The sequence below is a fragment of the Sphingomonas natans genome, from assembly GCF_030546695.1.
In the GTDB taxonomy this organism is placed as follows: Bacteria; Pseudomonadota; Alphaproteobacteria; order Sphingomonadales; family Sphingomonadaceae; genus Sphingomonas_I; species Sphingomonas_I natans.
This window is the reverse complement of record NZ_JAUOTP010000009.1, coordinates 123,546-148,099: the sequence shown is the minus strand read 5'-3', so window position 1 is coordinate 148,099 and position 24,554 is coordinate 123,546. Positions and strand designations below refer to the sequence as shown.

General features: G+C 60.8%; 23 protein-coding genes and 1 pseudogene. 9 read left to right on the top strand and 15 right to left on the bottom strand.

From position 1 onward, the window contains the following. Window positions 1-413: 413 nt before the first annotated feature. On the top strand, window positions 414-653 hold the full coding sequence (locus Q4F19_RS17620; protein WP_303545377.1) for a hypothetical protein: 240 nt from the start codon (window positions 414-416) through the stop codon (window positions 651-653). Window positions 654-739: 86 nt separating this feature from the next. On the opposite strand, the gene Q4F19_RS17615 is transcribed toward Q4F19_RS17620, so the two are convergent. Together Q4F19_RS17615 and Q4F19_RS17610 are read right to left on the bottom strand one after the other, a co-directional pair. After that, a complete protein-coding gene (locus Q4F19_RS17615; RefSeq protein ID WP_303545374.1) occupies window positions 740-1,231 on the bottom strand; it encodes an SET domain-containing protein-lysine N-methyltransferase in 492 nt (163 codons plus the stop codon). A gap of 550 nt (window positions 1,232-1,781) precedes the next feature. Continuing rightward, the gene (locus tag Q4F19_RS17610; RefSeq protein ID WP_303545372.1) at window positions 1,782-2,045 is read right to left on the bottom strand and encodes a hypothetical protein; all 264 of its coding nucleotides are present in this window, start codon (window positions 2,043-2,045) and stop codon (window positions 1,782-1,784) included. A gap of 72 nt (window positions 2,046-2,117) precedes the next feature. Here Q4F19_RS17610 and Q4F19_RS21525 point away from each other — a divergent pair. Then, window positions 2,118-2,342, top strand: a pseudogene (locus Q4F19_RS21525) (trifolitoxin synthesis, TfuA); the annotation flags it as partial. Between the two features lie 42 nt (window positions 2,343-2,384). After that, window positions 2,385-3,686, top strand: a complete 1,302-nt coding sequence (locus tag Q4F19_RS17600; RefSeq protein ID WP_303545366.1) for a hypothetical protein — start codon at window positions 2,385-2,387, stop codon at window positions 3,684-3,686. Here the strand turns inward: Q4F19_RS17600 and Q4F19_RS17595 are convergent. The 4 genes from Q4F19_RS17595 to Q4F19_RS17580 form a co-directional block, all read right to left on the bottom strand. Further along, window positions 3,652-5,562 (bottom strand): YcaO-like family protein, encoded by a 1,911-nt coding sequence (locus Q4F19_RS17595; RefSeq protein ID WP_303545363.1) that lies wholly within the window; start codon window positions 5,560-5,562, stop codon window positions 3,652-3,654. The genes Q4F19_RS17600 and Q4F19_RS17595 overlap by 35 nt on opposite strands. A gap of 23 nt (window positions 5,563-5,585) precedes the next feature. Continuing rightward, complete coding sequence (locus tag Q4F19_RS17590) at window positions 5,586-6,044, bottom strand: hypothetical protein (protein ID WP_303545360.1); 459 nt, start codon at window positions 6,042-6,044, stop codon at window positions 5,586-5,588. 7 nt (window positions 6,045-6,051) lie between these two features. Beyond that, entirely contained in the window at window positions 6,052-6,381 is a 330-nt protein-coding gene (locus tag Q4F19_RS17585) for a UrcA family protein (protein WP_303545357.1), read from the bottom strand. A gap of 143 nt (window positions 6,382-6,524) precedes the next feature. After that, window positions 6,525-8,960 carry a S9 family peptidase gene (locus tag Q4F19_RS17580; RefSeq protein ID WP_303545354.1) on the bottom strand — a complete coding sequence of 812 codons (2,436 nt, stop codon included), beginning with the start codon at window positions 8,958-8,960 and terminating at the stop codon, window positions 6,525-6,527. Window positions 8,961-9,335: 375 nt separating this feature from the next. Between Q4F19_RS17580 and Q4F19_RS17575 the strand changes: the two genes are divergently transcribed. Beyond that, window positions 9,336-9,872, top strand: coding sequence for a hypothetical protein (locus Q4F19_RS17575; protein ID WP_303545351.1), 537 nt, complete (start codon window positions 9,336-9,338; stop codon window positions 9,870-9,872). A gap of 184 nt (window positions 9,873-10,056) precedes the next feature. Here Q4F19_RS17575 and Q4F19_RS17570 read toward each other — a convergent pair whose 3' ends face one another. Next, window positions 10,057-10,197 carry a hypothetical protein gene (locus Q4F19_RS17570; RefSeq protein WP_303545348.1) on the bottom strand — a complete coding sequence of 47 codons (141 nt, stop codon included), beginning with the start codon at window positions 10,195-10,197 and terminating at the stop codon, window positions 10,057-10,059. Between the two features lie 862 nt (window positions 10,198-11,059). On the opposite strand from Q4F19_RS17570, the gene Q4F19_RS17565 reads away from it, so the two are divergent. From Q4F19_RS17565 to Q4F19_RS17545, 5 genes are all read left to right on the top strand, one after another. Further along, window positions 11,060-11,257 (top strand): hypothetical protein, encoded by a 198-nt coding sequence (locus Q4F19_RS17565; RefSeq protein ID WP_303545345.1) that lies wholly within the window; start codon window positions 11,060-11,062, stop codon window positions 11,255-11,257. A gap of 578 nt (window positions 11,258-11,835) precedes the next feature. Further along, window positions 11,836-12,729 (top strand): glycosyltransferase, encoded by an 894-nt coding sequence (locus Q4F19_RS17560; protein WP_303545342.1) that lies wholly within the window; start codon window positions 11,836-11,838, stop codon window positions 12,727-12,729. 149 nt (window positions 12,730-12,878) lie between these two features. After that, the gene (locus Q4F19_RS17555; RefSeq protein WP_303545339.1) at window positions 12,879-13,889 is read left to right on the top strand and encodes a glycosyltransferase; all 1,011 of its coding nucleotides are present in this window, start codon (window positions 12,879-12,881) and stop codon (window positions 13,887-13,889) included. A 216-nt stretch (window positions 13,890-14,105) separates the two neighbouring features. Beyond that, on the top strand, window positions 14,106-14,789 hold the full coding sequence (locus tag Q4F19_RS17550) for a LuxR C-terminal-related transcriptional regulator (RefSeq protein ID WP_303545336.1): 684 nt from the start codon (window positions 14,106-14,108) through the stop codon (window positions 14,787-14,789). 126 nt (window positions 14,790-14,915) lie between these two features. Beyond that, window positions 14,916-15,596: a LuxR C-terminal-related transcriptional regulator gene (locus Q4F19_RS17545; protein ID WP_303545334.1), complete on the top strand. Its 681-nt coding sequence runs from the start codon at window positions 14,916-14,918 to the stop codon at window positions 15,594-15,596. 670 nt (window positions 15,597-16,266) lie between these two features. Here Q4F19_RS17545 and Q4F19_RS17540 read toward each other — a convergent pair. From Q4F19_RS17540 to Q4F19_RS17505, 8 genes are all read right to left on the bottom strand, one after another. Further along, on the bottom strand, window positions 16,267-16,989 hold the full coding sequence (locus tag Q4F19_RS17540) for an SDR family NAD(P)-dependent oxidoreductase (RefSeq protein ID WP_303545331.1): 723 nt from the start codon (window positions 16,987-16,989) through the stop codon (window positions 16,267-16,269). Then, window positions 16,986-18,344: an AMP-binding protein gene (locus Q4F19_RS17535; RefSeq protein WP_303545328.1), complete on the bottom strand. Its 1,359-nt coding sequence runs from the start codon at window positions 18,342-18,344 to the stop codon at window positions 16,986-16,988. Before Q4F19_RS17535 ends, Q4F19_RS17540 begins: the two co-directional genes overlap by 4 nt. After that, a complete protein-coding gene (locus Q4F19_RS17530) occupies window positions 18,325-18,609 on the bottom strand; it encodes an acyl carrier protein (RefSeq protein WP_303545325.1) in 285 nt (94 codons plus the stop codon). The genes Q4F19_RS17535 and Q4F19_RS17530 overlap by 20 nt, the downstream gene beginning before the upstream one ends. Then, entirely contained in the window at window positions 18,606-19,358 is a 753-nt protein-coding gene (locus Q4F19_RS17525) for a serine O-acetyltransferase (protein WP_303545322.1), read from the bottom strand. The genes Q4F19_RS17530 and Q4F19_RS17525 overlap by 4 nt, the downstream gene beginning before the upstream one ends. A gap of 155 nt (window positions 19,359-19,513) precedes the next feature. Continuing rightward, window positions 19,514-21,031: a lipopolysaccharide biosynthesis protein gene (locus tag Q4F19_RS17520; protein WP_303545319.1), complete on the bottom strand. Its 1,518-nt coding sequence runs from the start codon at window positions 21,029-21,031 to the stop codon at window positions 19,514-19,516. Between the two features lie 77 nt (window positions 21,032-21,108). Further along, the gene (locus Q4F19_RS17515) at window positions 21,109-22,149 is read right to left on the bottom strand and encodes a glycosyltransferase family 2 protein (RefSeq protein ID WP_303545316.1); all 1,041 of its coding nucleotides are present in this window, start codon (window positions 22,147-22,149) and stop codon (window positions 21,109-21,111) included. After that, window positions 22,146-23,462 carry a protoporphyrinogen/coproporphyrinogen oxidase gene (locus Q4F19_RS17510; protein ID WP_303545314.1) on the bottom strand — a complete coding sequence of 439 codons (1,317 nt, stop codon included), beginning with the start codon at window positions 23,460-23,462 and terminating at the stop codon, window positions 22,146-22,148. The genes Q4F19_RS17515 and Q4F19_RS17510 overlap by 4 nt, the downstream gene beginning before the upstream one ends. Beyond that, window positions 23,459-24,547 (bottom strand): NAD-dependent epimerase/dehydratase family protein, encoded by a 1,089-nt coding sequence (locus Q4F19_RS17505; RefSeq protein WP_303545311.1) that lies wholly within the window; start codon window positions 24,545-24,547, stop codon window positions 23,459-23,461. The genes Q4F19_RS17510 and Q4F19_RS17505 overlap by 4 nt, the downstream gene beginning before the upstream one ends. Window positions 24,548-24,554: the final 7 nt, after the last annotated feature.

Here is a 24,554-nt window from a genome sequence, read left to right as displayed (position 1 = left end):
GAAACGGGCGCTGCGATTGCGACTATAACTGCTACGGTGATTATCTACGACCGGATCGCGACTAGCCAGCTTTGGAGAAAGATTAACTGGTTCGCAACATAGACGGCAAGCGCAATCGAGACTCATAAAGCGCTAGTGGCACGATATAATGCGTGAGATCGCGCGAACCTCTCAGTTCAATCCCGGTAAAGATTTTCATGCCTTATGTGTCAACGCGCTCGCATGCTATCGGCTACCTTCGGCTGTACATGGCAGGATATTTACGCGACGTGCGAACATAGTGGTGGAAGTGGCCAATCTGCGCCGCTGACTATTTTCGGGTCACCGTGCAGTAAGGTCGACAAACCATCATGCGACTTCGCGGCGGGTTCCAAATCCGACTCAGGCCACTCGCGACCCTTCACGCCTGCATCATGGCTTTCTTTTATTTTGAGTCCGCGATGGTGTTCTGGTCGATCCCCTGTCCCGTCATGCTTCTTCTGAAGCGGTGGTTCACGCGGCCCGGCCGCAGCCAAAGGACCTATAGGCCGCCCCAGCTCGATGGAAGCTTGCCCAAATTCGGCACGAAGGTCGTCTCTGCGCGTGGTATGGGTCGGGTGATCGGCGTCGGCGGGGATCGTCAAAATCCGCTGGCCGGCTTGTTCATGCGCTGACGTCGCCCCCATGCCGCCCACCTAACGGCGCGTCCCGACCGAGTTGCAAAGGTTTAAGAAGCCGAAGCGATCTGCTGTGGGCGGAGTTATGCTCGTGCGGCCACACCGAAGATGCAGCCGCCTGGCCTGTGGATCTCGGCATCGCGCAGATGCGGCGCCACGTGATCGCTGAGGCGCCGCTTCAGCGACGGCGCCAGCGTGGAGAAGCCGGCGATCGTGTCAAAGCATTCGCTGCACCCGCAGCGGCATGTGAAAGGGGCGGCCATCCGCGCCTCGGTCGTCAGATAATTGAACGTCAGCCGCTCGTGCGCTGCGATGTCGCGCCTGGCCCAGAACGACCAGTCGGTGAAATCCATCTCGAGATTGGGCGCACACGAATGTTCGATGAAGCGCCATTCCGCCGTGCCAGAATCGATGTGGAGAGAGGCGCCGATCTGAAGGGAGGTTCGCGTCGGCGCTCCCGACAGCAGGCCGCTCACACGACACACTTTACTCCCGACCGGCACATTGCGGGGTGCGCAGAGACCCGGCGCCTCGGCTGCTTCGGTCGTGATCGCGTAGAGCGTCTGGCGCTGCATCGGAAAATCCCATCGTCTGGAGGATTTGGTGTGATGCCGATTGACCACCCTCCGCGTGAGAACGACGTGATTTTGCCGTGAATTCTTCGGCGCAGTCCCGGCCGAAGCGCGATTTTGCAGGCGATGTCCGCTGCCGGAGCCCCGGATCGATCGAAATGGCGGATCCGAATCGGGGAGAAGCAGCCGCCGACACTCCGCAGATGCCCTGATTCCCTTTTCACGTTGGTTTCACGCAGGCTCTGCGAAACGACCGATGACCGACGCGCTCCGGATGGAGAGTGCCGGTCGCGGTACGAGTAGCGCAGGATTTCCCGATGCCTCCGATGAACATTCCCGTCTTGACGTTGGCGGATTCGCCCGTGATCGACTGTTTTCGACGGCAACATCGCCGCGCTGATGCTACGGTTCCGCTCGAACGTGACGCGGGCGGGCCTGAAGAATGGTCGAAGCACAAGAAGAGCAGTCAGCGCTACGCCTCGGTTTGCTTGGCGAATTCCGATTGCTCGTGGACGGGCTCGATTGCCGTCCGCGCAGTCGCAAGGCCTGCGGCCTACTCGCTTATCTGGCGCTCGCCGCAGGGCGATCGGCCTCTCGCGAACGCCTGGCCGATCTCCTCTGGAGCGACCGCGGCAGCGAGCAAGCCCGCGGAAGCCTTCGCCAGGCGCTGGCGGAGCTTCGCGGGGGACATGCCGTCCTCGGCGCCGCGCTCGACATCTCGCGCGATGCGGTCCGCTATGCCCGCGGCCATCCGGTCTGCGACATCGAGGAGATTTGCGACGCTGCCGAGCAGCGTGATGGCGCTCGCCTCGCGCATGTTCTGGAGACGACGGGCGATCAGTTTCTGGCCGATTGTTCAGGCCTTTCTCCAGCTTTCGACGAATGGCTCGTGGCCGAGCGGGTACGGCAGCATGATCGCGTGCTGGCTTTCGTCCTCGATGCGTTGCCCGCAATGACCGGGTCCGCTCGCCCCGTCCATATCCAAGCGATCGTCCGCGCGCTCGATCGGCTGGATCCGTGGAACGAAACCATCGCCCGCCTCGGCATGCAGGCCGATCATTCGGCGGGCGATTTCGCCTCGCTGCACCGCCGCTATCGCGCGCTGGTGGCAGGACTCACTGAGGAATTCCAAGCCGATCCGTCCGCCGAAACGCAGATGCTCTACCGCCAGCTCTGCGCAAGCAACGAGGTGGCACCGGCTGCGTCAGCCGCGCTGGCAGCGGTGGTACCGGCGGCCGCGCCGGTGACAATGCCGCCCACGATCTTCATCGGCGACATCGGTGCGCTCGGCACACAATCGAATATCGAAGAACTGGCGGCCATCATCACGGATGATCTGCGCACCGCGCTCGCCCGCCATCGTGAGTTGCGCGTGCTGTCGCTCGAGGCCAGCGATGCTGCGCGCGTCGAGCAGGCCTGCGCCAAGGCGCTCGCAGCTTACATGCTGACGGGACGGGTTCGACAAGTGGGAGAGGAACTGCGCGTCAATCTTCAGATTGGCAATATCCACACGAGCACGATCGCTTGGTCCGAGCAAATCATGATCGATTTAGCCGACATGGCCGGCGCGATTGATCATGTCGTCGCACGCGCAGCAGGCGCAGTCTTCCCGACGATCGAGCGGGACATCGCGCAGGCGCTGAGCCATGATCTCGGCACGCGCGACGATGTGATGCTCTATGCCGAGGCGCGTCGGCTGGCCGGGCGAGGCCACCATTTGGAAGATGTGCGCGCGGGCGCCGAAATCCTTGAGGATCTCGTCGCACGCGATCCACATCACGTGGGCGCACGGATGCTGCTCGCCCGTATGTACAATACGGATTACTGGCAGAGCGCTGCGGGCCATGACGTACCGACGCTCCGTGCCCGCGCGCTGGAACTGAATCAGGAGGCGGCGGCGCTCGATCCGGCGGATGCCGTCATTCAGCTCAGGCTGGCTTGGTGCCACCTGCGGCAGGGCAACTGGCTTCGCGCCGAACGCGGCTTTCGGCAGGCGATGAAAGCGCTTCCGTTCGATGCCGATACGCTCAACGTTTGCGCCTTCGGCCTGTGTCATCTGGGTGAGGCGGATCTGGCGGAGCCGCTTATGCAGCGAGCTTTCCTGCTCAACCCCTTCCCGACGCCCGATTATCACGCCGATTATGCGACGATCGCGATGTTCCGGGACGACCCCGAGGTGGCCGAAGAGCATTTCGAGGCGTCAGGCGAACAGGGCCTGCAATATCTGGCGCTCCGGCTCGCGAACCTCGCCCGTCTTCCGGATGACAGCGTAACGCGGGGCCAGGTGCGCACGGCATTCGAGGCTGCGTTCTGCAAGGCATGGCAGCCCGAGCGGAAGGCCGTGCTCGACGACGTACTGGATTGGACAGCCTATACGTTCCCGCTGCGGCAAGAGAAGCATCGCGCGCTCGTGCGCGAGGGTGTCAGCGCCGCGCTCGGAAGCGGGTGGCACGCATAGACTTATAGAAGCTCGTCATCGGCGGTGGTTCGATCGGCGAAGACGCACGTGCGGCCAGCAGGGCGGCGACGAGCAGCCGGGCGTCGGCTTGCTTGAGTGACGACGCCGCATTCAGGGCATCGATGGAGACCACCGCGCGGCGCCCCGTTCGCGCTTCGTACAAAGTGAGCGCGGCAGGCCACGTTCGATCGGCGAAGCCCATCGTCCTAACGATCCGCTGCAGCATCCGACGTTCGGCAGGGGGCATTTCCACGGCATGCAGAGCGGCCTCTGCATCGACGAGGGCGATCGAGAGCGGGATATTGCCGAGCTGGGGCGGCGCATGGGAGATCATAACAGCATCGTCCCGGTTCGTCGCGCCGTCGCGATAGCTTTCAAAGATGGCGCCGACGCCGATCATTCCCTGCTCGTGCAGCTCGGCCGCGCGCAACGCCCCCAGGCTCGCTCCGCCGAGGACGGGGACGCCAAGGGCCAGAAGATCGAGTATCTCCTTGTGCCACACGGTCGGCGCGATCTCGAAACAGCCGTCAATCAAGCCGATTGCGGGCGGGGGATCAGCGAGCAGATCGGACAGATCGCCGCACACAGCCGGCGGGCGCACCTCTATCGTGCCGGGAATCTGGGCGAGCGGCAGGCTCGGGCCCACGAAGAGGACGGGGCGGCTGTCCGCGATTCGGGCGACGATGATCGGTGCTATGCGCTCGCGGGCGGGCGTCGGAGTTGTGAGCCGTTCACGGCAGAGGTCTTCCAGACCGGGCGCGAAGGCATGGACGACGACAAGCGCCGGATGGGGCCGTTCGTGGGTGAAGAGCAGCACCGAAAGCGGGCTCTGCGACTCGGCGACAGCAAGCAGCTGGGTCAGCATGTCCGCCGGCTCCGTCAGCGGACAATCCGCTATCCGGTCCCAGTGCAGCGGTCCGCTGCCGAAGCACAGCCCGCCGAGGGCCAGTGCGAGGCTCAGCTGCGATCCGCGCGCATAATCCGCGGGCGTGAGATCGTCGCGCGCGCCGGCAACTATCGTGATCCGCGATTGAATGGCCTCCAGCATCGCGCGCAGCAGCGCGACTCGCTTTTCCGTGTGACAGCCCGATCCGGCAGCCGGCGGCAAGACATGCCCCGCCTGCGCGCCGTCGGTGATCACGCAGCGGAACGCGGCGATCCCGGCCGCCTGGCCGAGGCTCCAGGCGCGAAGGGCGAAACCGCGCCCGCCAATGCGCCGGATCAGCCACTGGAGCGTGGGATCCGCGATGCTCGCGAGATCGAGTTCGCAGGCGCGCCGTTCGCGCGGGCCGAAATGGCGGAAGCGGGCCTCCAGGTGGCGCTCCAGCACTTCGGCGACGGCCGCCACGGCGGCTTCATCATGCGTGTTGCCGGTGGCGAGGCCGGCTGAAGTGCGCGCGATATCGGTTGCGCGGGACCGCGTGAAATCCAGCGACAGGAGATCGCGCGGGACCATGGCCGGGGCGCCCGAGAAGAGGTTGCGTGCTTCAGCGAAAGGCCTCTCCTGCGCGCTGTCCAGCCTGATCGCCAGCGCATCGCGAGGGGCTTCATACCAGAGGTCGCGGGTATCGGCATCGATCGACAGTGGCGCGCCCTGCGGCGCGGCGTCGAAGGCTTCAGCGATGCTAAGTTCGGTCGCCTCCAGCAAAGCGGAGACCATCGCGGCCATCCGCGTCAGGCCCTTGCCCTGCGAGACGGACAACGATCGCGAATGCGGCCGAACCGCCTGGAAGACGGGTATTCCGAAACGGGCGAGTCCCGTCACGTCGGCCAGTCGGGTCACGCCGGCCCGTTTGGCTGCCGCGCGGGCCGCAACGAGCGTATAGGACAGCGATCGCGTACGCCGCTGCCCGTCCACGACGGTAAATTTTTCCATGATAACCGCGCGCGAAGACGCGGTTACTTGGACTCTTCGTCGTCCTCGGCTGGTTCGTCATCTTCAGCCGACTGGGCGGTGGTCGCCGTCCGCAGCCATGCCGAGGCGGGAGCATGTGGCCCGGCGTCGCCCACCAGCGCGTCCAGCGGGATAGCGGCGGCGCTCAACGCATTGCTGCTGACGAAGCGCGCAAGCTCGCCCTCTGGAAGATCGCGCTGATCGGGGCGGATGAGCATGATGCGCTCACAGATCGCGAAGGAGCGGCCGTCCGGACCGTCCAGCGCTATGACGAAGTGCAACGGCGCGTCGGCGCCACGCGTTATCGAGTCAATCCGTTCTAGAACAGACATTGCCCAACCCCCATCGAATCGCCACTCGGCCACGTCGAGCTTACTATGTTCGCTCCGGTAGCGGAACCAGTTTTGACGCGAAGATCGGCGGGCGCCCGGCTCGTTATTGCCGGGCGTCCGCCATTTACGCATCGGCATATTAGCGGCTGGCGACAGTGCTCATCGCTCGGCGGCGCTGATCGGCAGCCGAAGCCACCACGACCGCCATCTGGCGCTGCGTCCGAGCCGAAACCGAGCGACGGCAATGGTTGGCGGCGAGCTTGCTCGTGATGCTCGAGTTGAGCTCGGGGCAGACTGCAATCACCGCGCGCTTGATCCGGGCGTTGAAGGCCTTTTGCCCTTCGCCGTCGGCGAGGTTGAGATCGGCATAGCTGACGCGCGCGGTCAGCGGAGCGTCGACCGGCTGGCCCTGCGCGAACAGCGGCGTGGAGGTGAGCACGGCGGCAGCGAGAAGGAAGGCACGAAGCATGACAAGAACCCCTTGACCCATTCGGCGCGTCACGATGGCGGCCGATGAAGACGCATTAGGGTTCCGGCTGTCATCCGTTCGTGAAGCGGGCGGGCACCAATCGTTAAAAGATCGTAAAAAATGATGGATGGCGCTCCCGCCTTTCAGTGGGCCGGAGTGGCCGGGGCCGGTTTTGGCGGTTTCGCGTAGCGGTCGAGCCAGTCGGTCATCTGCCACAGTGTTTCCTGCGTCGACTCCATCGCGCGATAATTATGCGGCTCGTTGGGCAGTATGACGTAGCGCACGGTCGCCCCATTGCCCTTCAGCGCCGCATACATCCGCTCGGATTGGATCGGGAAGGTGCCGGGATTGTCATCGGCCGCGCCGTGGATCAGCAGGATCGGCGTCTTGATCCTGTCCGCGAAGGTGAAGGGGCTCATTTCGGTATAGGTCGGCATCGCCTGCCAGTAGGTGCGCTGCTCGGCTTGGAAGCCGAACGGGGTGAGCGTCCGGTTATACGCCCCCGATCGCGCGATCCCCGCGCGGAACAGGGCAGTATGCGCCAAGAGGTTGGCAGTCATGAACGCGCCATAGCTGTGGCCGCCCACCGCCATGCGCCCGGGATCGCCAATGCCCAGCTTCACGACCGCGTCGACCCCCGCCTCGGCATCCGCCACCAGTTGTTTGACATAGGTGTCGTTCGGCTCGGCCCCATTCTCGCCGATGATCGGCATCGCCGGATTGTCGAGCACCGCATACCCCTGGGTCAGCAGGAACAGCGGGCTGACCCCGCGCGGCCTCGTAAACCGGTTGCCCTGGTCCACGATCTGTCCCGCCACGGACGCGTCGGTGAACTCCGCCGGATAAGCCCACAGCAAGGTGGGGAGCGGCCCGTCTCGCTTCGGATCGTAACCGGCGGGCGTGTAAAGCGTGCCGGCGAGCGGCAGCCCGTCCGCGCGCTGATACGCGATCGTCCGGCGCTTCACGGCCGCGAACATTGGCGCGGGATCGGGGGAATGCGTCACTGCGCGCGGCGCTCCGCCCGACACCTTGCGGACGAAATAGTTGGGGGGCTCGGTGGCGCTCTCGCGCCGCGTCAGAATGTTCACGCCCGTCATGTCGAGCAGCGAGACGACCCGCTCGTAATAGGGTGACTTGGCGCGCCACATGATCGTCTGGACGCCCCCTGAAATGGGCATCCGCGCGAGAAACGGAAAGGCGCCCGTCTTGGTCGCCCCCTCCCCGATCGCGAACACGGCCTGATGATCGGGCGTGAAGCGCATCACCTGCCGGCCCGCAGTATTCCTCTCCGTAACCGGCTCGCCCGGATCGCCATATTGATCCTGATAGTTGCGCGTGAGGAGCAGGTGCGTCGGGCCGGGGTTGCCGGGCGCGACGGCGTAGCGATGCTCCGTGCGCGTTTTCCATTCGCGATCGACGAGCAATGCGAATCGATCGTCACCCCATACGACCTGGTCAAAGCGGCTCGTCATGTCGGCCAAAGTCGTCGCAGCCCCGTCGAACGGGGCGGCCTGCATCAGGATCCTGTCGTGGAAAGGGACCTGCGCCTTGGGGTCGCCGCCGTCGAGTGCCTCGGCCCAGACCAACGTCGCGGGCACGTCGGCGCGCCACTCGGCCTTGCGAGGGCCTTTGACGGTCGCGTCGAAATCCACCGGAAGGTTGTCGGCAAGCGGCCGATCGACGAGCGTTTTTACCGGGCGACCATCCAGCGTCGCGACCACGATCTCGGTCGGAAAAAAATCCGCAGGCACGAGATAGCTGTAGGGACGTTTGAGGCGCTCGGTCAGCAGGTAGCTCCCATTGGGCGAAATGCTGAAGCTTTTCCACAAAGCGACCGCGCCGATCGGCGTCGCCACCCCTCCCCTGATTGGTACGCGGACAAGCTGCCCCCCAAAAAAATGCTCGAAGGCGCGCTCATCGGCATTGTCCCGCAGCAAATCCTCATACGTGCGCGTGGCCCCGCGACGCCCCGTACCGTCCTGCACGACCGGGCCTTCGGGCTTGCTTTCTGCCACGGGCAAAACCCCACGCCCCGCGTCAACCGTCCGCACGATAAGCCCGCTGCTGTCCGGCAACCACGCAAAAGGCGCGCCTTCGAAGGCCGCGTTGGCATGCTCCACCAGCGGCTTCGCGATGCCGTCCAGCCCCGTCGTCCACACCGCCAACTGGTCGGCGACCTGGACAACAAAGGCGAGCCGCTTGCCATCGGGCGACCATCCCGGCGTTGCGAAACGGACGCCCGCCGGCAGCGCCACTGGCGTCTCGTGCCCGGTCGAGACGTCCAGCAGCGTCAGCGTGTTCGACCAGGTCGTGCGCACCTCTGCCTGACCGTTGGTGACTGGATCGATGCGGTAGCCGGCGAGCCTGAGGATCGGCTTCGAGAGCGCCGCGATCGTCGGCAGATTCTCCCGCCCAAGAAGTGCGATAATTTTGCGGTCGGGGGAGATGGCCACGGCCGGCGTTGGCGGCGTCTCCAAAATCTTCGCGATCGCGGCAGGTGCCTTATGATAGTCGGCGGCACCGCCGCGTGCCGCGCCGGCGAACGCGACGCCGATCAGCCAAAGTGATGCGAGCCGCATCGTCACCCCTTCGCAGATCAGAGCAGGCCCATATGCCGACAATCGGAGCTCCTGCCCACTTCCTCCTCAGGCTCATGGTCCACCCGCGACGCTTTTGCTATGCTCTGAGCGGCGCCCCGCAGCGCCGTTGACTATCGCAGTGGCTACCGCAGAGCGCCTGACCGGATGGCATCCTCCCCCACGCCGGCTTCCCTCTCAATATCCCGCACCTGTGAAAATATAAAGCCCGGCCCAAATAGTCATAACCGCAGCGATAAAGCGCGAGATGGTTACCGCGAATTCGAACTACCGGTCCGTGATCATAGCCCGTTTGATCCTCTGCTCGGTGACTGCCTGCCGACTCCACGGCCAGCGGGTAAGTCGCCTTATATTAATATGGGCAAGCACTGCCGGGGCCCGGTCCAAATCCAACTGGGGGATCTGAAAAGCAAGCGAAGTAGCCTTCATCATGCATTGACCGCGACTCAGGCAGTTTCCCACCTTTGGACTATTCCAGAAGAACATTTGCAGGATGCAATCTTCGAAGTGATGTTCTGGAACATGGCCCAAGCTCGAGGATTCACTGACGATGAGATCAGAGAAATTCGATCTTTGTGCGCCGCCTGTCATCATTGCGGTCATCGGCCGCCACTCGGGGCGTTAAGCCGGCATGTTGGGATATCCACGACAGCGCTTTTGATGATCCGGGCGGGCCTTACCTATAAGCATGTGCCGTGCCAGCCGCCACTATTGGCACCATGGCGCCCCAGCAAAGCCGAACGAGCGGGTGCGATCAAAGCACTGGCCCGGGCAGAAATTCCATGGGCCACCGATGACGACTTAAGGCTGGCCGCCGAGGTGTTTGCGCTAGCCAACCGCATGAGGAACTGTGCCCAGCCAGGTTCTGAACCTATTGATGAAGTCGGAAGATGACAGTGACAGCGAGTCAGATGAAGACATGAAGGGGACGGCAGCGATCGTAGCGAGTGCGCATGCGTCGCCAGTCCTCGAGCCTTCCGATCACGATTTTGATCTTGTGTCGCTGGCGGTCAAACGGTGCGCTGTGCGAGATCGGCTCCTTCCGGTTCGCCTTTGACGGGATGCAGGTAGCAATTTTTCAAACTGCCAGCGCGAATGGGTACCCAATGGTATCATAGCCTCTGTCACCGAGCAGGGCTTTGGCGCCGGGCAAGGCGTCCACTAAGAGGGCAAAGCCCCTGTAGTCGTTCATCCGGCCTTCGCTCAGCAGCATGATCAACGACGTGCCCCCGCAGACCGCGCGACGCTTCGAGTTCAGGTCGCCCTTGGTATGCTCGATTTGTCGGGGAACAGGCCCTTTCAAGCAAAGCGCGTCGACTGGTCTGGCCCCCCGCCCTTCGCGGTGCGGCCCGCGAAAAACCCGTTGACGATGCCGGGCCGCCTGCATCGAATGAAGCGTGTAGATCGTCGTTGGGACCATCGTCTGCAGGCACGTCGTGCCATCGCAAAGACCACGGCCGACCCCGCTGACCGGGGCGATACATCATTATTATCGCCTAACTGCTCCAAAGGGGTTATTATTCCTGCCCCGCATTGGACAGTAGGATGATCGCGATGATCGGGCTGAGGGCCGACAAATTGAGCATAGCGCGGCGCATGCGCCAATTGCTAACAGAGCCACTCTGCAGACGGTGCGCTCACGAGGGCAGGATCACTCCATCTACGGTTTCGGATTATCTCGGCCTCGTCACCGACGAAGCAACCTATGACGAAAGCAACGTCGAGTGCCTGTGTAGGCGATGCTTTGAAGCGAAGTCGCCGGAGAGCTCAGTCCATTTCTCGGCATTGCCGCTGCCAACCAAGCAAACGTTCTCGTCTCGAGCCAAGCGAGCCCTGTTGGGAATCCGGTCATAGACCCAATGCGCAAAACTGCTGAGCCCCGCTGGTCTATTTCAGGACAGGCGTGAGGATAACTGCATCTGAGCCAATCCCGCGAACCGCTGGAGTCGGACGCAGCCAACCGTCTAGTCTCGGTGCCTGGTTGAACCATCAACGAACCGCTCGGCGGGAGCGCTGCGCGTCCGGCTCGCGCGACCGACTGCAACCGCCCCCAAGGAGCAATCTCGAACAATATCAATATTATGGATCTCGATACGCGCAGCACCGCCGCCATTCTATGGTCCCCAGAGCCATTTCGAGAGCAGCCCTCGCTCGGCGCCTTCGCGCATCGTGATCCGCTCGTCGAAACCTTAGCCCAGTTTCGGATGCTCGGCCGTCACAATCGATCGCTCGATCGGGTGCCCGGATTGCTCATCGGCGCAGCTAGCTCGAAGCGTTAAAACCGCAGGACTGCCTACATCGGTTCCCCGCGGCAGTGACTTCATTCAACGATACCTCGTAATAGCTAAGCCGGATTTGTTCGCCAAAGCAGAAAAACTCGCACTTGACGGCATGTTAACACGCGATAAACACATTATCATGATCGAATCGCAAAATGCCCGCGGGTTTTGTGCGGTACGATCCAGAAAAAGGGAGTCGCAAGCATCGTATCGTGAACTCAATCGCGTCTAGCGCTGCGCAAGCAACAGGATGCAGAATAATTTGGGCGCGAGGCTTGACGAGGCACGGTGTTTGGCAGGGGGGCAGCATGCTAAGCCATAGGCTTGACTCGGATCCCAGGATCGATGTCGACTTTACCCTGTCTATACACAATCGCACTGGAAAGTACTTCATTGGCCGCGAGCTCATAGAGGGCGTTTCCGACTTCATCGGCGACATCTATTATGGGCCATTAGCGCTATCGGCGCGACCCGGTCGCTGGCTCGGATCTTTGCTGGGGCGAATTCAGTATTTGCAGACGCGCGGGCATGTCCGCCAAAGCAGCTGGCGATTACCGCAACGGCGATCACACCGCCCCGTGCTCCACCTTGATCCCTTCACAGTTGGCTCAACCGCGCTGCGCCGCGAGGACATTGTCCTTTGCCATGATGTCGGTCCGATCACGCATCCCGAATTATTCGAGCCGCATGTGTGTAAAGCTTATGAGGCGATCTACAACCAGATCGCTACCGTTCGACCGAACGTCGTGTTCGTCAGCCATGCATCGCAACGTGCGTATGGGGCGCGCTACAACACCGGACCAAGCATGACCGGGCGAGTGATCTATCCGGCTATTCACATTGGCAACAGGGCGGCTCCGGTCGCCCCACGCGATTTTCACGGAAAGCCATTTTTGCTGACTGTGGGGAGCATTGGCGACCGAAAGAATCAAATCTCCTGCATTGCGGCGTTTGAACGCTCGGGATTGAGTGATCGTGGTTTCCATTATGTAATGTGCGGAAGCCGCGAGCCAGGCTTCGAGGCGGCCGCCCGTGCAGCAGAGCAGACGCCCGGCGTCGTGATGTTCCATTATCTGACCGACGCCGAGCTAAGCTGGCTGTATCAGCATGCGTGTGGCTTCATTCTCGCGAGCAGACTTGAAGGCTTCGGCTTACCCGTCGCCGAGGCAATCGGCCACGGCCTTGTTCCGGCGATTACCAAAGCATCCGCTCTTGAAGAAGTCGCTGGCGACGCAGCTCTGCTGATTGACGCGGACGACATCGACGACATTGCTGCCGCGATGTGCCGACTTGCGGCGATGGGCCCTGCCGAACGGGAAGATCGAAAAAAGGTCTTGCTGCGATCCATCGACCGCTTCTCGCCGGACCGATTTATCGAACAGTGGCGCATTCTGCTACGTGAGGTGCTCGGCCGCGAGCCGGAGCGCCTCATCTCGAGCGGCGCAGCGCGAGAAACGCAATGCCCTCTATAGCCATCGTCGAGGCCTACCCCTACGGCACCGTGGTCGGGGGCGATGGCATTTATATCGATCGGCTCCGCAGCTATCTAGTCGACCGCGGTGAGGACGTTGTCTCCCTAGTCACCGACTGTTCGCGCGGGCGCTCAAGTCCGATTGTCAGAATGCGCAGCAATGTGGTTGGCGCCCATCAGTGGTGCATCCGCAGCACCATACGGCTTGGTCGGCGCACTTATCTCTCATTCCATCCGGCAGTTATGCGCAACGCGCTTCGACGAATGATGAGGATCCGCCGCGAAGACACCCGGACGTTCGGCAGTGCCGAGCGGAAATGGCTAAGACTTCAATTACAGAAACATGATCCAGACATCGTGCTGCTCGCATTTGGCGCATGTGCTTTCGCCAAGGAGCTCGCCCAGGAGCGGGCAACGATCGTCGCCCTGCGAGGTTTTTTTACCGAAACTGAGCGCAAGCTTGCCACCTCCGCGGAGCTCCACGTGAAGTTTCTCGCGGAACGCGATGCTGAACTGGCGGCAGCCGACCTCGTTACCTTCAATAATAAGGCCGACGTTCAGTCCTATGAAAAGCGTACCGGGCGCCGGAGCTTGGTGGTCGGAATGGGATTCCCACACCGCTCGATCACATCCCCGAGAGACAGACCGATCGTCCTCTTTGTAGGGGCTGACACATCCTGCAACCGCGCATCGCTTCGCTGGTTTATTGACCGCTGCTGGCCAGCGATCCACAGGGCAAAACCTGGAGCTTACTTTCGTATCGTCGGCTCGGTTTGCCGCGGGCTTGCGGCAACGCAACCGGTGGGCATCGTGACCGTCGGGCCGGTAGGAGAACTCCAACCCGAATATGCATCTGCCCACGTCGTGGTGGCGCCACTTGTGTCGGGCAGTAACGGTGTAAAAACCAAGGTTGTAGAAGCGCTTTCCTACGGCCGAGCGTTGGTAACGACGAGCCTCGGCGTCGAGCGCGAAGATCGCGTCAAGGCAGGAAACGGCTTGGTCATCGCGGATGACGCCGACCAATTCGCAGACGCCGTCTCGGCATTTCTTGCTGACCCCGCGCTTAGAGCCGCAACCGAGGCCGCCGCGGAAAAATTGTTCAAGGAGCTCTATTCCGAACACGCGGCTTACGACGGACTGCTAAGGTTTTTTGATAGATAAACTAGGATCAGTACCGACCATCAACTATTCCGACTCATATTATGTCAATTATGGCTATTAATGAGTGCCACCTCAGATGGCGCTAAGTAACGACGCTCGTTAACGTCAATCTCGGATCGATATAAAAATCCCGATATTGGAGTCTTTTTTAGTAGATTCTCGCGCTTTGTGCGGATATACCTTTTAGTCCATTATCTCTTATCGGAGGATATAGAGATGGACAAGCTAATACAGGTTGCTTTGATCGTTCCTAATGAGATTACCCGAGAGGGGCTGTCGCATATTCTTGGCGAGCGAGATTTCGAGGTGGTTGCCGCAGCGGCGTGCATCGACGAACTCGTCGCTTCTTCGACCGAGAAAGCCTCGGTCGTCGTCATGGCTATCGGAGAGCGTGATGATTTAGCCCGGGCTTGCGCCGAACTCGCAGCAGCATTTCCACAGGCGCGGCGCGTTCTGACCGCTGCCGATTTCGGCCTTGACGATATGATTTTCGCTTACGAGCAAGAGATTGACGGTCTTATCTTGAATGGTGTTTCATCCGACCAATTCGCTGGAGCATTGCGCCTCGTATTTCTGGGTGAAAGAGTATTGCCGGCACGTTTGGCAGACTATCTGATCGGTCGTGTCAAAAGCGAGCGGTCAGGCTTACCCGAAACTATTCAGTCTACAAGTGGTCTTTCCCAACGGGAGGTCGACATACTGGGGCATCTGGTAGATGGCGAAGCCAACAAAGTCATAGCTCGCCAGCTGAATATTGCAGAGGCAACTGTAAAGGTTCACATAAAGACAATTCTTCGAAAGCTGCGTCTTAACAATCGGACGCAGGCGGCGATCTGGGCAGCGCGCAACCAGGTAGGCGCTGCAGCGATTGTCCAGATTGGGAGCGCCGCCTGTTTTTGAGGTAGAGCAAGCTCGTCTCCTGCCTCGAGTCAGAATGCCTCGAGTCCGAAGCTCGTCGGCCGTACGTTCCATGGGCGCCGGCGAGCTTGGGTGAATTGCTATCTTATCGGATAAGAGGAGGCAGCTTTGGGCGCTCCCCGTATCGGCTTAGTATGCTCGAACGATCTGGCTCGAGATGGTTTGAAGGCAGTTCTCGAAGCACGAAATCTGCGGGTCGCACGGTCGGCTCCAAGCACACGCGATCTTACGTCGATCGGGAACGACGCCGACGATGGTAAGCTCGACCTCATTCTGATCGCGACCCCGCCGGACCGCTCCCACTCAGATGAATGGCTTGTAGCCAAACAGCTCTTCGCAGAAGCACGCGTCGTGCTGACGATTGACCGTTATGATATCGGCGCCGTTTCCGAGGCTATTCGAGGCGGCGTCGAAGGCATTCTTTCAGATGACATTTCCTGCGATCAAATGGTGATATCGCTGCATCTCGTTTCTCTTGGCGAACGTATCGTGTCGTCTCACGTAATAGCGGAGCTTCTGAGACATCAACCGCTTGGTCCGTCGGGAGCCGACGCCAGCATGCCGATAGATCTTTCGGGCGAGGAAATCGAAATCTTGCAACATTTGGTAGCCGGCGCGACGAACAAGGTCATAGCTGAGCGGATGTCGCTCTCCGTAACGACAGTGAAGATATGCATCAAAGTCCTCTTCCGCAAACTGAGGGTAACCAACCGGACCCAGGCCGCGATATGGGCCGTTGTTCGCGGGATAAGGCGGCTTGAGATCGTAAATCCCGCGAACCATAGCTAAAGGTCCGCTCCACTCAGGTCCTTTTGCTAAAGTGGGCGATCTTGGCCATGCGGCGACGATCACCGAAACAATGCGTCGGCGTCAACCGACGCATTGACGCATCGGCGGCCAATTGGACGACGGACGGCTGCTCGCTCCTGATCCGACCGAGGCCAGGCTGGGCGACAGCTCCCGGCGCGGCGATGCCGCGATAGGCTCGGCAAACTGCCCCGCGCGAAGCTCGGTTGGGATGGCACCGTCACTCCGGTCAACGCGCCCGTCGTCTGGGCGCAGGTATAGATCACCGCCGCCGATCTCATGCCGCTAGCCCCGGCGAGAACCGATCCTCCGGCTCGAACGCATCGCGCAGGGGACGCCAGCTTCTGCTCAATGGTCTAGCGTCGCCGATCCGACACACGCCAGAGAATCTCGGACCGAACACTCATTAGACCCAGAAAAGCGACCTCCCGTATGAGTGCTCGCTCCTCCGCCCCCCATCTCCCATGGCATCGATGTCCCGCTTAAAGAGCGGGAATCAGCCTGCTGGCCAAGCATCATCAAGGCCGCCCTCAGCCCGCACTCACTGTGGATCGGTGACCGCGCAACTGCGGCCCCTCTGCGTCGGACGCCGCACGGTCCGAACTTGCGATTTCCACCCCGATTGGGAGCGTTCGGAGGACTGTCGGCCTCATCAAGCTGTGCTTCCGGCATCGATGGTCATGACGGTCCCTGTCACTGCTCGGGCGTCCGCGCTGAGAAGATACGCTACAGCAGCTGCCGCATCCTCTGGGGACGCGAGGTCGCGCAATGCGCTGCGTCTTTGTATCGTGGAAAGCTTATCGTCCTCGAGCGAGGCCGTCATATCGGTTCGCATGAAGCCAGGTGCCACCGCGTTGACCGTGACGCCGCGCTTGCCGACCTCGCGCGCAAGAGACCGCGTCAACCCCTCGACGGCCGCTTTGGACGCGCCGTAGGCCGCGAGACCGGCAAAACCGGTGCGGGCAATGATCGAGCTGACGTTCACGATCCGGCCTTCCCCGGCCATCGCCATTGTGCGGGACAGATGCTTCGCGAGCACGATCGGTGCGATTGCGTTAACGCGCATGACATGCTCGATATCTGACAGGTGCATTGTGCCGAGGATGCCGTTCACGCCCGCCGCCGCGTTGTTCACGAGTCCGTAAATCGGGCCGTGTGACCTCAGCACATCGCGCGCGAACGAGGCGATCACCTGCGTATCCTGCAGATCGAGGGGCGCAAAGGATATCTTGCCCTCTAAATCCGCGCTTAGTGCGGAGAGTTCTGGGCTCATCCGTCGGCCGGAGGCAATAACGCGGTATCCGTCTCGCACGAGCCGACGCGTTATCGCGAGGCCAAGACCGCGAGTGGCCCCCGTCACCAAAACCGTCTTCATTTAGCACGGCTCATTTTTTCACCGCTATTAGCCGCAATCTCCCTGACCAACCGAATTATCACGGGACATTTCCAACGGGGCAGCCGCTCAGCACAATAGGCGTGGAGCTTTCGGGTCATCACGGTTCGGTCTCCTACCTCCTCGCGCATCATAATCTCAGCGCTGACCATCTGCCCCGTAATCGGACTGCTAGCGGCGAAAATGCGGGCTAGCGCCACGTCGGGGTGCGCCAGCAAAACAGCCTCGACTTCCTGGGGGTAAACTTTGTCACCGCCCACATTGATCACGCCGTTAGCTCGCCCTTTGAAGTAGCAGCGCTCGCCCACGCGCTCGACTAAGTCGCCTGTGTCGACAAACCCCTCATCATCCGAAAACGCTATGTTGGTACCCACATACGTTCGCCGTCCGCGAGCAGATTGGATGAACAACCGACCATCGCGAATCCTAAGGCACGGTCCGCTGCCTCGTATGTCCAGCATGGCCGCTGGGAATCCGGGAAGCCCGTCATTCACAGCGAAGGAAGCGCCCGCCTCTGTTGACGCATAAACGTGAGTCACCCGCGCGCTTGGATAACGAGCGGCTATTGTCGCAAGGACCGGGGCATCGGCGATCTCCCCTCCCAACGTGGCCTGGTGAAGCTGCAATGTAGCGGCTTCCGGTGTCATGAGCATTTTTCGCCAGAGCGTGGGCGTCGCTGAAATCGCGTTCCCGCCATTGGTGGCAATGAAGGCGACTTTGTCCTTCAATGGCCAGCGCGAGTGCGGCAAGATCAGGACGCCTTTTGCCATAGCCTGCAAGAACACTTGAACGCCCGCGAAACGCGCCATTTCATACATTTGTCCCCAGCGCCAAGCGTGCTCTGCTCGTAGCGGACGTGAAAGGGAGATGATGTCGTGCTCAACCAGCTTCGGTGCGCCCGTTGTGCCCGACGTTGCGAAGGTCCAGATGGTGAGTCGGTCAGGCTCGCCAAGCGCGAAACGCGCTGACCGAACCGGTTCAACCTCGCCGCGCCAGCGGATTGCCGGGGCAAAATCGTCGAGATCTTCACGATCTGTGACAAGGATTCGAGCGCCGGAACGTTCGAGCAGTTCCTCGATCGTTACGCGATCAAGATCATTCGCAAGAAGTATCAGGCGGTCGACCCTGCCATCGAGCGCTACCAGCGCAACCACCATTCTCATGGGGTCCCGGCAACAGATCGCGACGACGCCGACGTGTACCGCCAACTCTAAGGCAGCACAGGAGCCAGCCTTGATCAGGTCCATCAGCGACCAACCGCAGTCCGGCGACAGGATCGCCGGCTCGCAGGGGTCGCGGGATCCGCCAATCAGCGCTTCAAGGTTGATTGGCTTCATAGAAGGCCACGAACTCGCCAAAGCGAACCGGGTAAAAGGGTTGATCCGAAAGCGAGAACGGATCCCATCCAAGATCTTCTTCCAAGCGTGCCACCAGAATGGCAAAGCCAAGGGAATCGAGGCCGCTCTCAAGGAGGGCGAGGTCGTCGCTCAGCGGCTCGACGACCTCCGCACCGCAGGATAACGCGACCTCCAACAGCGCGGCTGCGATTAAGACCCGCAGCTGCGATTCGCTATAGCGGCCCTGCACGGCAACATTCGTCATCCTTCTAGGTCCGTCGAGATACGCGCGGCTCCCCCACCGCCAGACCGAAGCATCATGCGTGCAGGCGGCGCGAGCACGGTCGTTCCTGCGGGCACATCCGTAAGAACAACGGCATTGGGTCCAATGTTCACATTGCTTCCGATCCGAACGTTGCCAATTACGACGGCGCCGGCTCCGATGTCGACGTGATCACCGACAACTGGCCCAACACCTGCGGCGAAATTGTCCCGGCCAAGGCCAGCCTCGCCAAAGGTAACTCCCTGGCGGATCAGGCAATCGTCACCAAATGTTGCGAACCGATGGATCACGATACCGTTCTGATGGCCTATTAGCAGCCTCCGACCGATCTGAGCTGTGCTATAGATCTCGATTCCATAGGTATTTCTCACATGGCGAAAAAAAATCCCGTGCAGCAGCAACAGTGGCACCCTCCAGCCGGCGAACCTTATCATCCGCGCCCATGCGCCAAAGCGATACACGGCAACGGCTTTAAACCCCGGACAGAGCAGATCGAGGCCGTGGCGACGCAGGTCTTCGCCTAAGAGGCGCACAATCCCAAATTCTCGAATCGTGGGGTTCTCGACGCGTGCCCACGCTGACGCAAGGCGAGCTGCGTATCCTCGCCATCGACCTCCAGCCGATTTAGAAACGACAAGCGGGATCATCATCGCAATCTGCCTGCCCATTCGCATATTCTCTCTAGTTTGCTCATGATCGATCCAGCTTACTACGCTTTCACCAAATTTCATGGCCTGAGATCCACGCCGGTTTGCCAGCACCTATTCAGCACGCGTGCTTAGGTTGCATCTAGGACCCCTAGCATTTCCTATCTGTTTCGATTCCAGCCTAGCTTGCAATATTAATTGCTAGTGTGCCCTGGCGCAGAAGGAGTAGATCTTCAACATCACCAGGCTCTTCGTCTGCCGGCAGCCGCAATGCTCGATCTGATAAGAGCGACGAACTGGAGCGCTCGCGCTTCGGGACCGGTCGGGCGCCCGGAAACATGCCAAAGAGACAGCGTCGCAAGACCATAGGCTAGCGCACCCACGAGCATCGCGCCCAGCAACTCTATTGCTAACTGAAGTGGTAGCGAGCCATGAGTCGTCGTCGCCCAGAGCTGGCGGATCGCCAGCCCCATCACGATACTGCTGATAATCGGTCGCCAACACGAAAGAATTTGGGAAGAAATGCTCAGTCCCAGCATCACTCGCACGAGCGCCAAAGCGTAGATTGTCATGGCCAAGGTCGCGGCTGCACGCGCAGCGAGCACTCCCTCGATGCCGGCGGCCGCTGCCGCAATGCATGTTAGCGGGAGGCGCACGACGAACTCGGCGAAACTCAGGCGGAAGCCTAGGTCGGTTCGGTCGACCGCCATAGCGAGCGGGCCGACCGTCGCCACAAACAACGCAGGCACCGTTGCCAGCGCCAGCCACTGCAGCACGTTTGCTGCCATGTCCCACTTCGGCCCCAGCGTCAGCGCGGCGATAGGATGGGCGAGGACACTCATTCCCACCATCACCGGAAGACAGAGGGTGACGAGGGTCGCGCTCCCCAGTCGATAGGCTGCAGCAAGTCGATGTGGATCGGTCTGCAAAAGGGCAAACCCAGCTATAATGGGCCTCGCGATTTGATTGATGACCACCTGGAAAGGCAAGAAGGCAAGCGTACTGGCGATCGTGAACAGCCCCAGCTCACCTGGTACGACGAAGCGACCCAGGGCCAGCTGATCCACCTGCCAGCTAACAGCGTTTAGCATTTGCCCTGCGCTCGCCCAGCTGAGGAAATTTCGAAAGACCGGCCATTGCTGCAGCGTAAATCGCGGCCGCCACGGCGCCATCAGATACGCGACAACGTTCATCGTTACCGGGCCGATGATCGTTCCAGCAGCGATCGCCCAATAGCTGTGCGTCGTCCGTGCGATGCCGACCGATACCAGTAACGCCGCAAGCTTGGCGAAAACTTCGACCAGCATCTCCCGGCGGAAGTCGAGGTTACGGGCAAATATTGCGAACCGCGGATTGCACACTCCGCGAAACGCCGGAGCAAGCGAGAGCGCGCACAGCAGCCCGATCAGCCGCGGGTCACGGTAGACGATCGCAAACGGCCAAGCTGAAAGGCACAGAAGCGTTGCGATGCCCATGCCACGGATGGCGCTCACGGTGAATGCGGTATCGAGACAGCCTTGGTTGATTATCGGTAGCCGGACAACCGCTTGCGCAATCGGCAGGTCGGAGATTGCCTCGCAGATCAGGACGAGCGTCATGGCGATCGCCACCAGCCCAAAATCAGCGGGCGTCAGCAACCGGGCAAGAAACGCGAGCGCCACGAGATCGATGCCCCGGGTGATCAGGCGTGTGATCACCAACAATCCCGCACCGCTGGCCGTCCGCCGCGCGAGTTGCTCGCGAATTTGCTCGCTCAAGCCTATCCCCCTGTCGATTGCGCTCTAAGCCGATTGGGATTGGGCGCTACAGCGCAACGGGGGTATCTCTAATGGGGTTAGAACGCTGGGAGTGTGTGGCGAGACAGGAACATTTGCTCACTGACAGACGGTCCGATCGCCGTGCGCCAGCGCAACTTCCAAAGACAGTAGCCAGGAAAATCAAATATCGCGGCCAAATAATCGGCTAGCCCAAGAGAGTGGCCTACCGCCGCGAGCTCGGTTCGCAGCTCTTCATGGGCGAGGGAGAATCCCCGAAGCCGCCACTTGAGCGCTGTGCGGGCAAGATTTCGCTGCGCAAAGCGACGTGCTCTCGCATAGCGGTCGACGCTCCAGCAGCGCTCCCCAAAAACAAGTATCATTTTGAAATAGGTCAACAACATCATGTTGACCTGTCTCGCATAAAGCGGCCTACGATCGTCAGCCGCTAGGCTGTTGGACGCCGCGCGCGTGTGGCGGCGGCTATAAACCAACGGCTCATGAATATATCCGAAGTCTCCGCGAAGCGCAGCCCGAACCACGGCATACGGATCGGCGCCATATTCGTGCGTGCCAAAAAAGGGCTGATCAAAGTCAATAGAATGGAGGCGGACAAAGAGATGTTGGAATGGGAGCCAGGCAATGCTCCTGTCGAGTATGGCGCGACTGGCGGCCACCCCGTCGACGACGGTCCGGTGGAGCGGAATGTTTGCCCGTCGAAGAAGATCGCAGTGCACATCTTGGCAGGACACCGTCTGGACCGAAGGATGCGCTTCTGAGAGCTCGACAAAGCGACGCATACAATCTGGCGCCATCAGATCGTCGGCACATAACAGTTTTGCGTAGCGCGCGCGGCGCGGTATAAACGAAAATGCTCGATCCCAATTGTCTGTCAGTGGCAGTACCGTATTATTCCGGTACACGATGACCGGGACTGTAGCGTTGCGATACCTGTCAAGTATTTCAGGTGTTCGATCGGTGCTCGCATTATCAAGGACGATGTGCAGCAGGTTGTCATAAGTTTGCGCCTGAACGCATTCCATGGCTGCCGCAAGAAACGCGTCACCATTGTAAACAGGCGTTACAATCACTGCCAACGGCGAGCGTGAATCCGCTGTCATGCGGCCCGCGCCTTCACAATCCGCCGTGCCGCCTGTTCACCACTCAGCAGAGCTGCGTCAGTCCAGATATAGCCCCATTGGCCAAAGCGGCCACATGAAGCAATTCCAACATCTGCAACGAACGCCTGCACGGTCTCTAGGGCGGGCTTTCGCTCATGATCAAAAATGACATTGGCATAAGGCAACCAAGTTGCACTCCGGTGAATGATTTCGCTCCGGTCTGCCACAATTCCACAGCGGATAAGAGCATCGATAGCTGGATCGATCTGCTCTTCGGGGGCACCGCGAAACGGCCGATATTTTTCGCTGAAGTATATTTCCGCCTGCAAAGCACCGCAGCCGGGCGGCGTCGAATAAGGCGAAAGAGCGTTGCGATAGCTCACGCGAGCGAACGGAATATCTTCGTCGTAGAAGTACGACCATTGAGCCCTGCTATTTATCGGACGATTCAGGCCGATGTTGACGACGACGCACTGCGAGCAAGCGAGCCGGTTTGCAGCATCGAGCACGTCGGCGGGGGCGCCACGGACGAGCTTCGCCAGTATTGGCAGCGGCAAGGACGAAATAAGGGAGCCATATTCCGTCGACGATCCATCAGCAAAGCTGATTTGACGGCGCAGCGGATCGATAGACGTTACCCGATGGCTGCAATAGACATCCGCCTTCGAAATCATGCTTCGCATAAACGCCTCGAAGCCGCCATGCGAAGGATAACGAAATTCATCAACGTAGAACACGTCTAGGGGTTCATGTTCTAGTGCGCCGTGCAACACCTCACCGAGCTCCGGGCGATAAAGACGGGGACCCAGCCAGTCGGTCGTCATGTTGCTGGCATCCGTCGTATGGTATTTGCGCGTATAAACCATGGGAAACGTCTCAGCGAAGGTCGGCCCGTAGGTTGCGATCAGCCAATCGTGATAGTTGTCGACCGGCTGTGGCTCTTTCGCTTGCGCCCTGACGAAGTCACTGATGCAGTCAACGACAAGGTCGACCGGTAGGCCATGAAGATTGACCTGCGCCGGATGCTTTATCCAGTGCCCACGCCAATAGTTGTTGCAATAGACGCGTCCGATATTCACGTCTCCGCCGACCGACTGGCTAAATATGTCCTTCACGCGCTCGCTTTTGCTAAACGAAATGTGGACTCCTTCGTCGAATATGAAGCCGTCGCCATGATCAAAGCTCGACGTGAGGCCCCCGGGGCGCGCACGCTGTTCAAACATGCGCGGCTTGATGCCCATCTCAAACAGCTGATTGGCAGCACCGAAGCCTGCCATGCCACCGCCGAGGATCACGATATTGCCGTCGCTCATTGCACCGCGAGCCTTGCGTCCATTGTTTCCAGCTGGGCGCGCGAGCGCCAGCGTAGATCGTCGCCGATCCGCCCGGTGTCGAGATGCTCTTCAAGATTGCGCAGCCTGACTGTGGTTGCCCGCAGCACAGGCTCTGGCAGGCGCGAGGCAATCAGGTCGGTCAGCAGCGCAGCTATCGAAACGCTTAGATCCACTCGGGGCTGGTGATTGGGCGCGAGCGCGCGAAACAGCCCAAAATCGACCTGATAAGATCGCTTGTCCGGTGGAGCGTCGCTGTTGATCGAGATTGTGGTGTGCGTCACGATATCGGCGACCGCGCGAGCGAGCGTCGCGACCTGCCGATTAGAAGAGTCGCTCCCTGTGTTAACCGCTAGAAAGCGCCCACCCCGCTCCGGCCGGCGCAGGACTGCCCATTCAACGGCGCGCGCCATGTCGGCAACGTCGATGAGCGGCCGCCATGGCGTCCCATCGCTCAGGACTTTGATCTCGCCGTTGAGCAGCGCCGACGCCACGAAATCGTTCAAAACAAGATCGAGGCGCAAGCGGGGCGACGCGCCGCAGGCGGTGGCAAAGCGCAGGCAGGTGATCGTCATCCCGGCTGCATTATCGAGACGAGCGAGTGCCCGCTCGGTCCCAACTTTCGAACGCGCATAAGCGGTCAACGGATTAAGATCATCCTCTTCGCGCCGCGGCTCGCCTTCGGCGAATCCGTAAATGCTGCAACTAGAAGCGAATACGAAGCTGCCAACCCCCGCGTCCGCGGCCAGCTGCGCCAGCCGCACACTTGCAGACTGGTTTATTTCGATGGTCTCGTCCTCAAACCGCTGCCCCATTGGGTCGTTTGATATGGCGGCGAGGTGCACGATCGCGTCCACGCCCGACAGAAGCCGCGCCGGCAGATCGCGGATATCTCCGAACTCCTGCCTCGCAAGCACATGCTCGGGCAGTGGTCGGGCGTTGATGAGGTTGGCCGCATAGAAGCCAGTATCGTAGCCGATCAGTTCGGCATCTGGCATCGTCTCGTGAAGATGGGCGACGACGACTGGACCGACATAGCCCATATTTCCGGTGATCAAAATGCGCATTGGTCAG

Bases quoted from the DNA above. Each gene is read 5' to 3' on its own strand.
- Q4F19_RS17620 (WP_303545377.1), top strand. From the start codon at position 414: ATGGCTTTCTTTTATTTTGAGTCCGCGATGGTGTTCTGGTCGATCCCC.
- Q4F19_RS17615 (WP_303545374.1), bottom strand. From the start codon at position 1,231: ATGCAGCGCCAGACGCTCTACGCGATCACGACCGAAGCAGCCGAGGCG.
- Q4F19_RS17610 (WP_303545372.1), bottom strand. From the start codon at position 2,045: ATGCGCGAGGCGAGCGCCATCACGCTGCTCGGCAGCGTCGCAAATCTC.
- Q4F19_RS17600 (WP_303545366.1), top strand. From the start codon at position 2,385: ATGCTCTACCGCCAGCTCTGCGCAAGCAACGAGGTGGCACCGGCTGCG.
- Q4F19_RS17595 (WP_303545363.1), bottom strand. From the start codon at position 5,562: ATGGAAAAATTTACCGTCGTGGACGGGCAGCGGCGTACGCGATCGCTG.
- Q4F19_RS17590 (WP_303545360.1), bottom strand. From the start codon at position 6,044: ATGCGTAAATGGCGGACGCCCGGCAATAACGAGCCGGGCGCCCGCCGA.
- Q4F19_RS17585 (WP_303545357.1), bottom strand. From the start codon at position 6,381: ATGCTTCGTGCCTTCCTTCTCGCTGCCGCCGTGCTCACCTCCACGCCG.
- Q4F19_RS17580 (WP_303545354.1), bottom strand. From the start codon at position 8,960: ATGCGGCTCGCATCACTTTGGCTGATCGGCGTCGCGTTCGCCGGCGCG.
- Q4F19_RS17575 (WP_303545351.1), top strand. From the start codon at position 9,336: ATGGGCAAGCACTGCCGGGGCCCGGTCCAAATCCAACTGGGGGATCTG.
- Q4F19_RS17565 (WP_303545345.1), top strand. From the start codon at position 11,060: ATGGATCTCGATACGCGCAGCACCGCCGCCATTCTATGGTCCCCAGAG.
- Q4F19_RS17555 (WP_303545339.1), top strand. From the start codon at position 12,879: ATGCGCAGCAATGTGGTTGGCGCCCATCAGTGGTGCATCCGCAGCACC.
- Q4F19_RS17550 (WP_303545336.1), top strand. From the start codon at position 14,106: ATGGACAAGCTAATACAGGTTGCTTTGATCGTTCCTAATGAGATTACC.
- Q4F19_RS17540 (WP_303545331.1), bottom strand. From the start codon at position 16,989: ATGAAGACGGTTTTGGTGACGGGGGCCACTCGCGGTCTTGGCCTCGCG.
- Q4F19_RS17535 (WP_303545328.1), bottom strand. From the start codon at position 18,344: ATGAAGCCAATCAACCTTGAAGCGCTGATTGGCGGATCCCGCGACCCC.
- Q4F19_RS17530 (WP_303545325.1), bottom strand. From the start codon at position 18,609: ATGACGAATGTTGCCGTGCAGGGCCGCTATAGCGAATCGCAGCTGCGG.
- Q4F19_RS17525 (WP_303545322.1), bottom strand. From the start codon at position 19,358: ATGAAATTTGGTGAAAGCGTAGTAAGCTGGATCGATCATGAGCAAACT.
- Q4F19_RS17515 (WP_303545316.1), bottom strand. From the start codon at position 22,149: ATGACAGCGGATTCACGCTCGCCGTTGGCAGTGATTGTAACGCCTGTT.
- Q4F19_RS17510 (WP_303545314.1), bottom strand. From the start codon at position 23,462: ATGAGCGACGGCAATATCGTGATCCTCGGCGGTGGCATGGCAGGCTTC.
- Q4F19_RS17505 (WP_303545311.1), bottom strand. From the start codon at position 24,547: ATGCGCATTTTGATCACCGGAAATATGGGCTATGTCGGTCCAGTCGTC.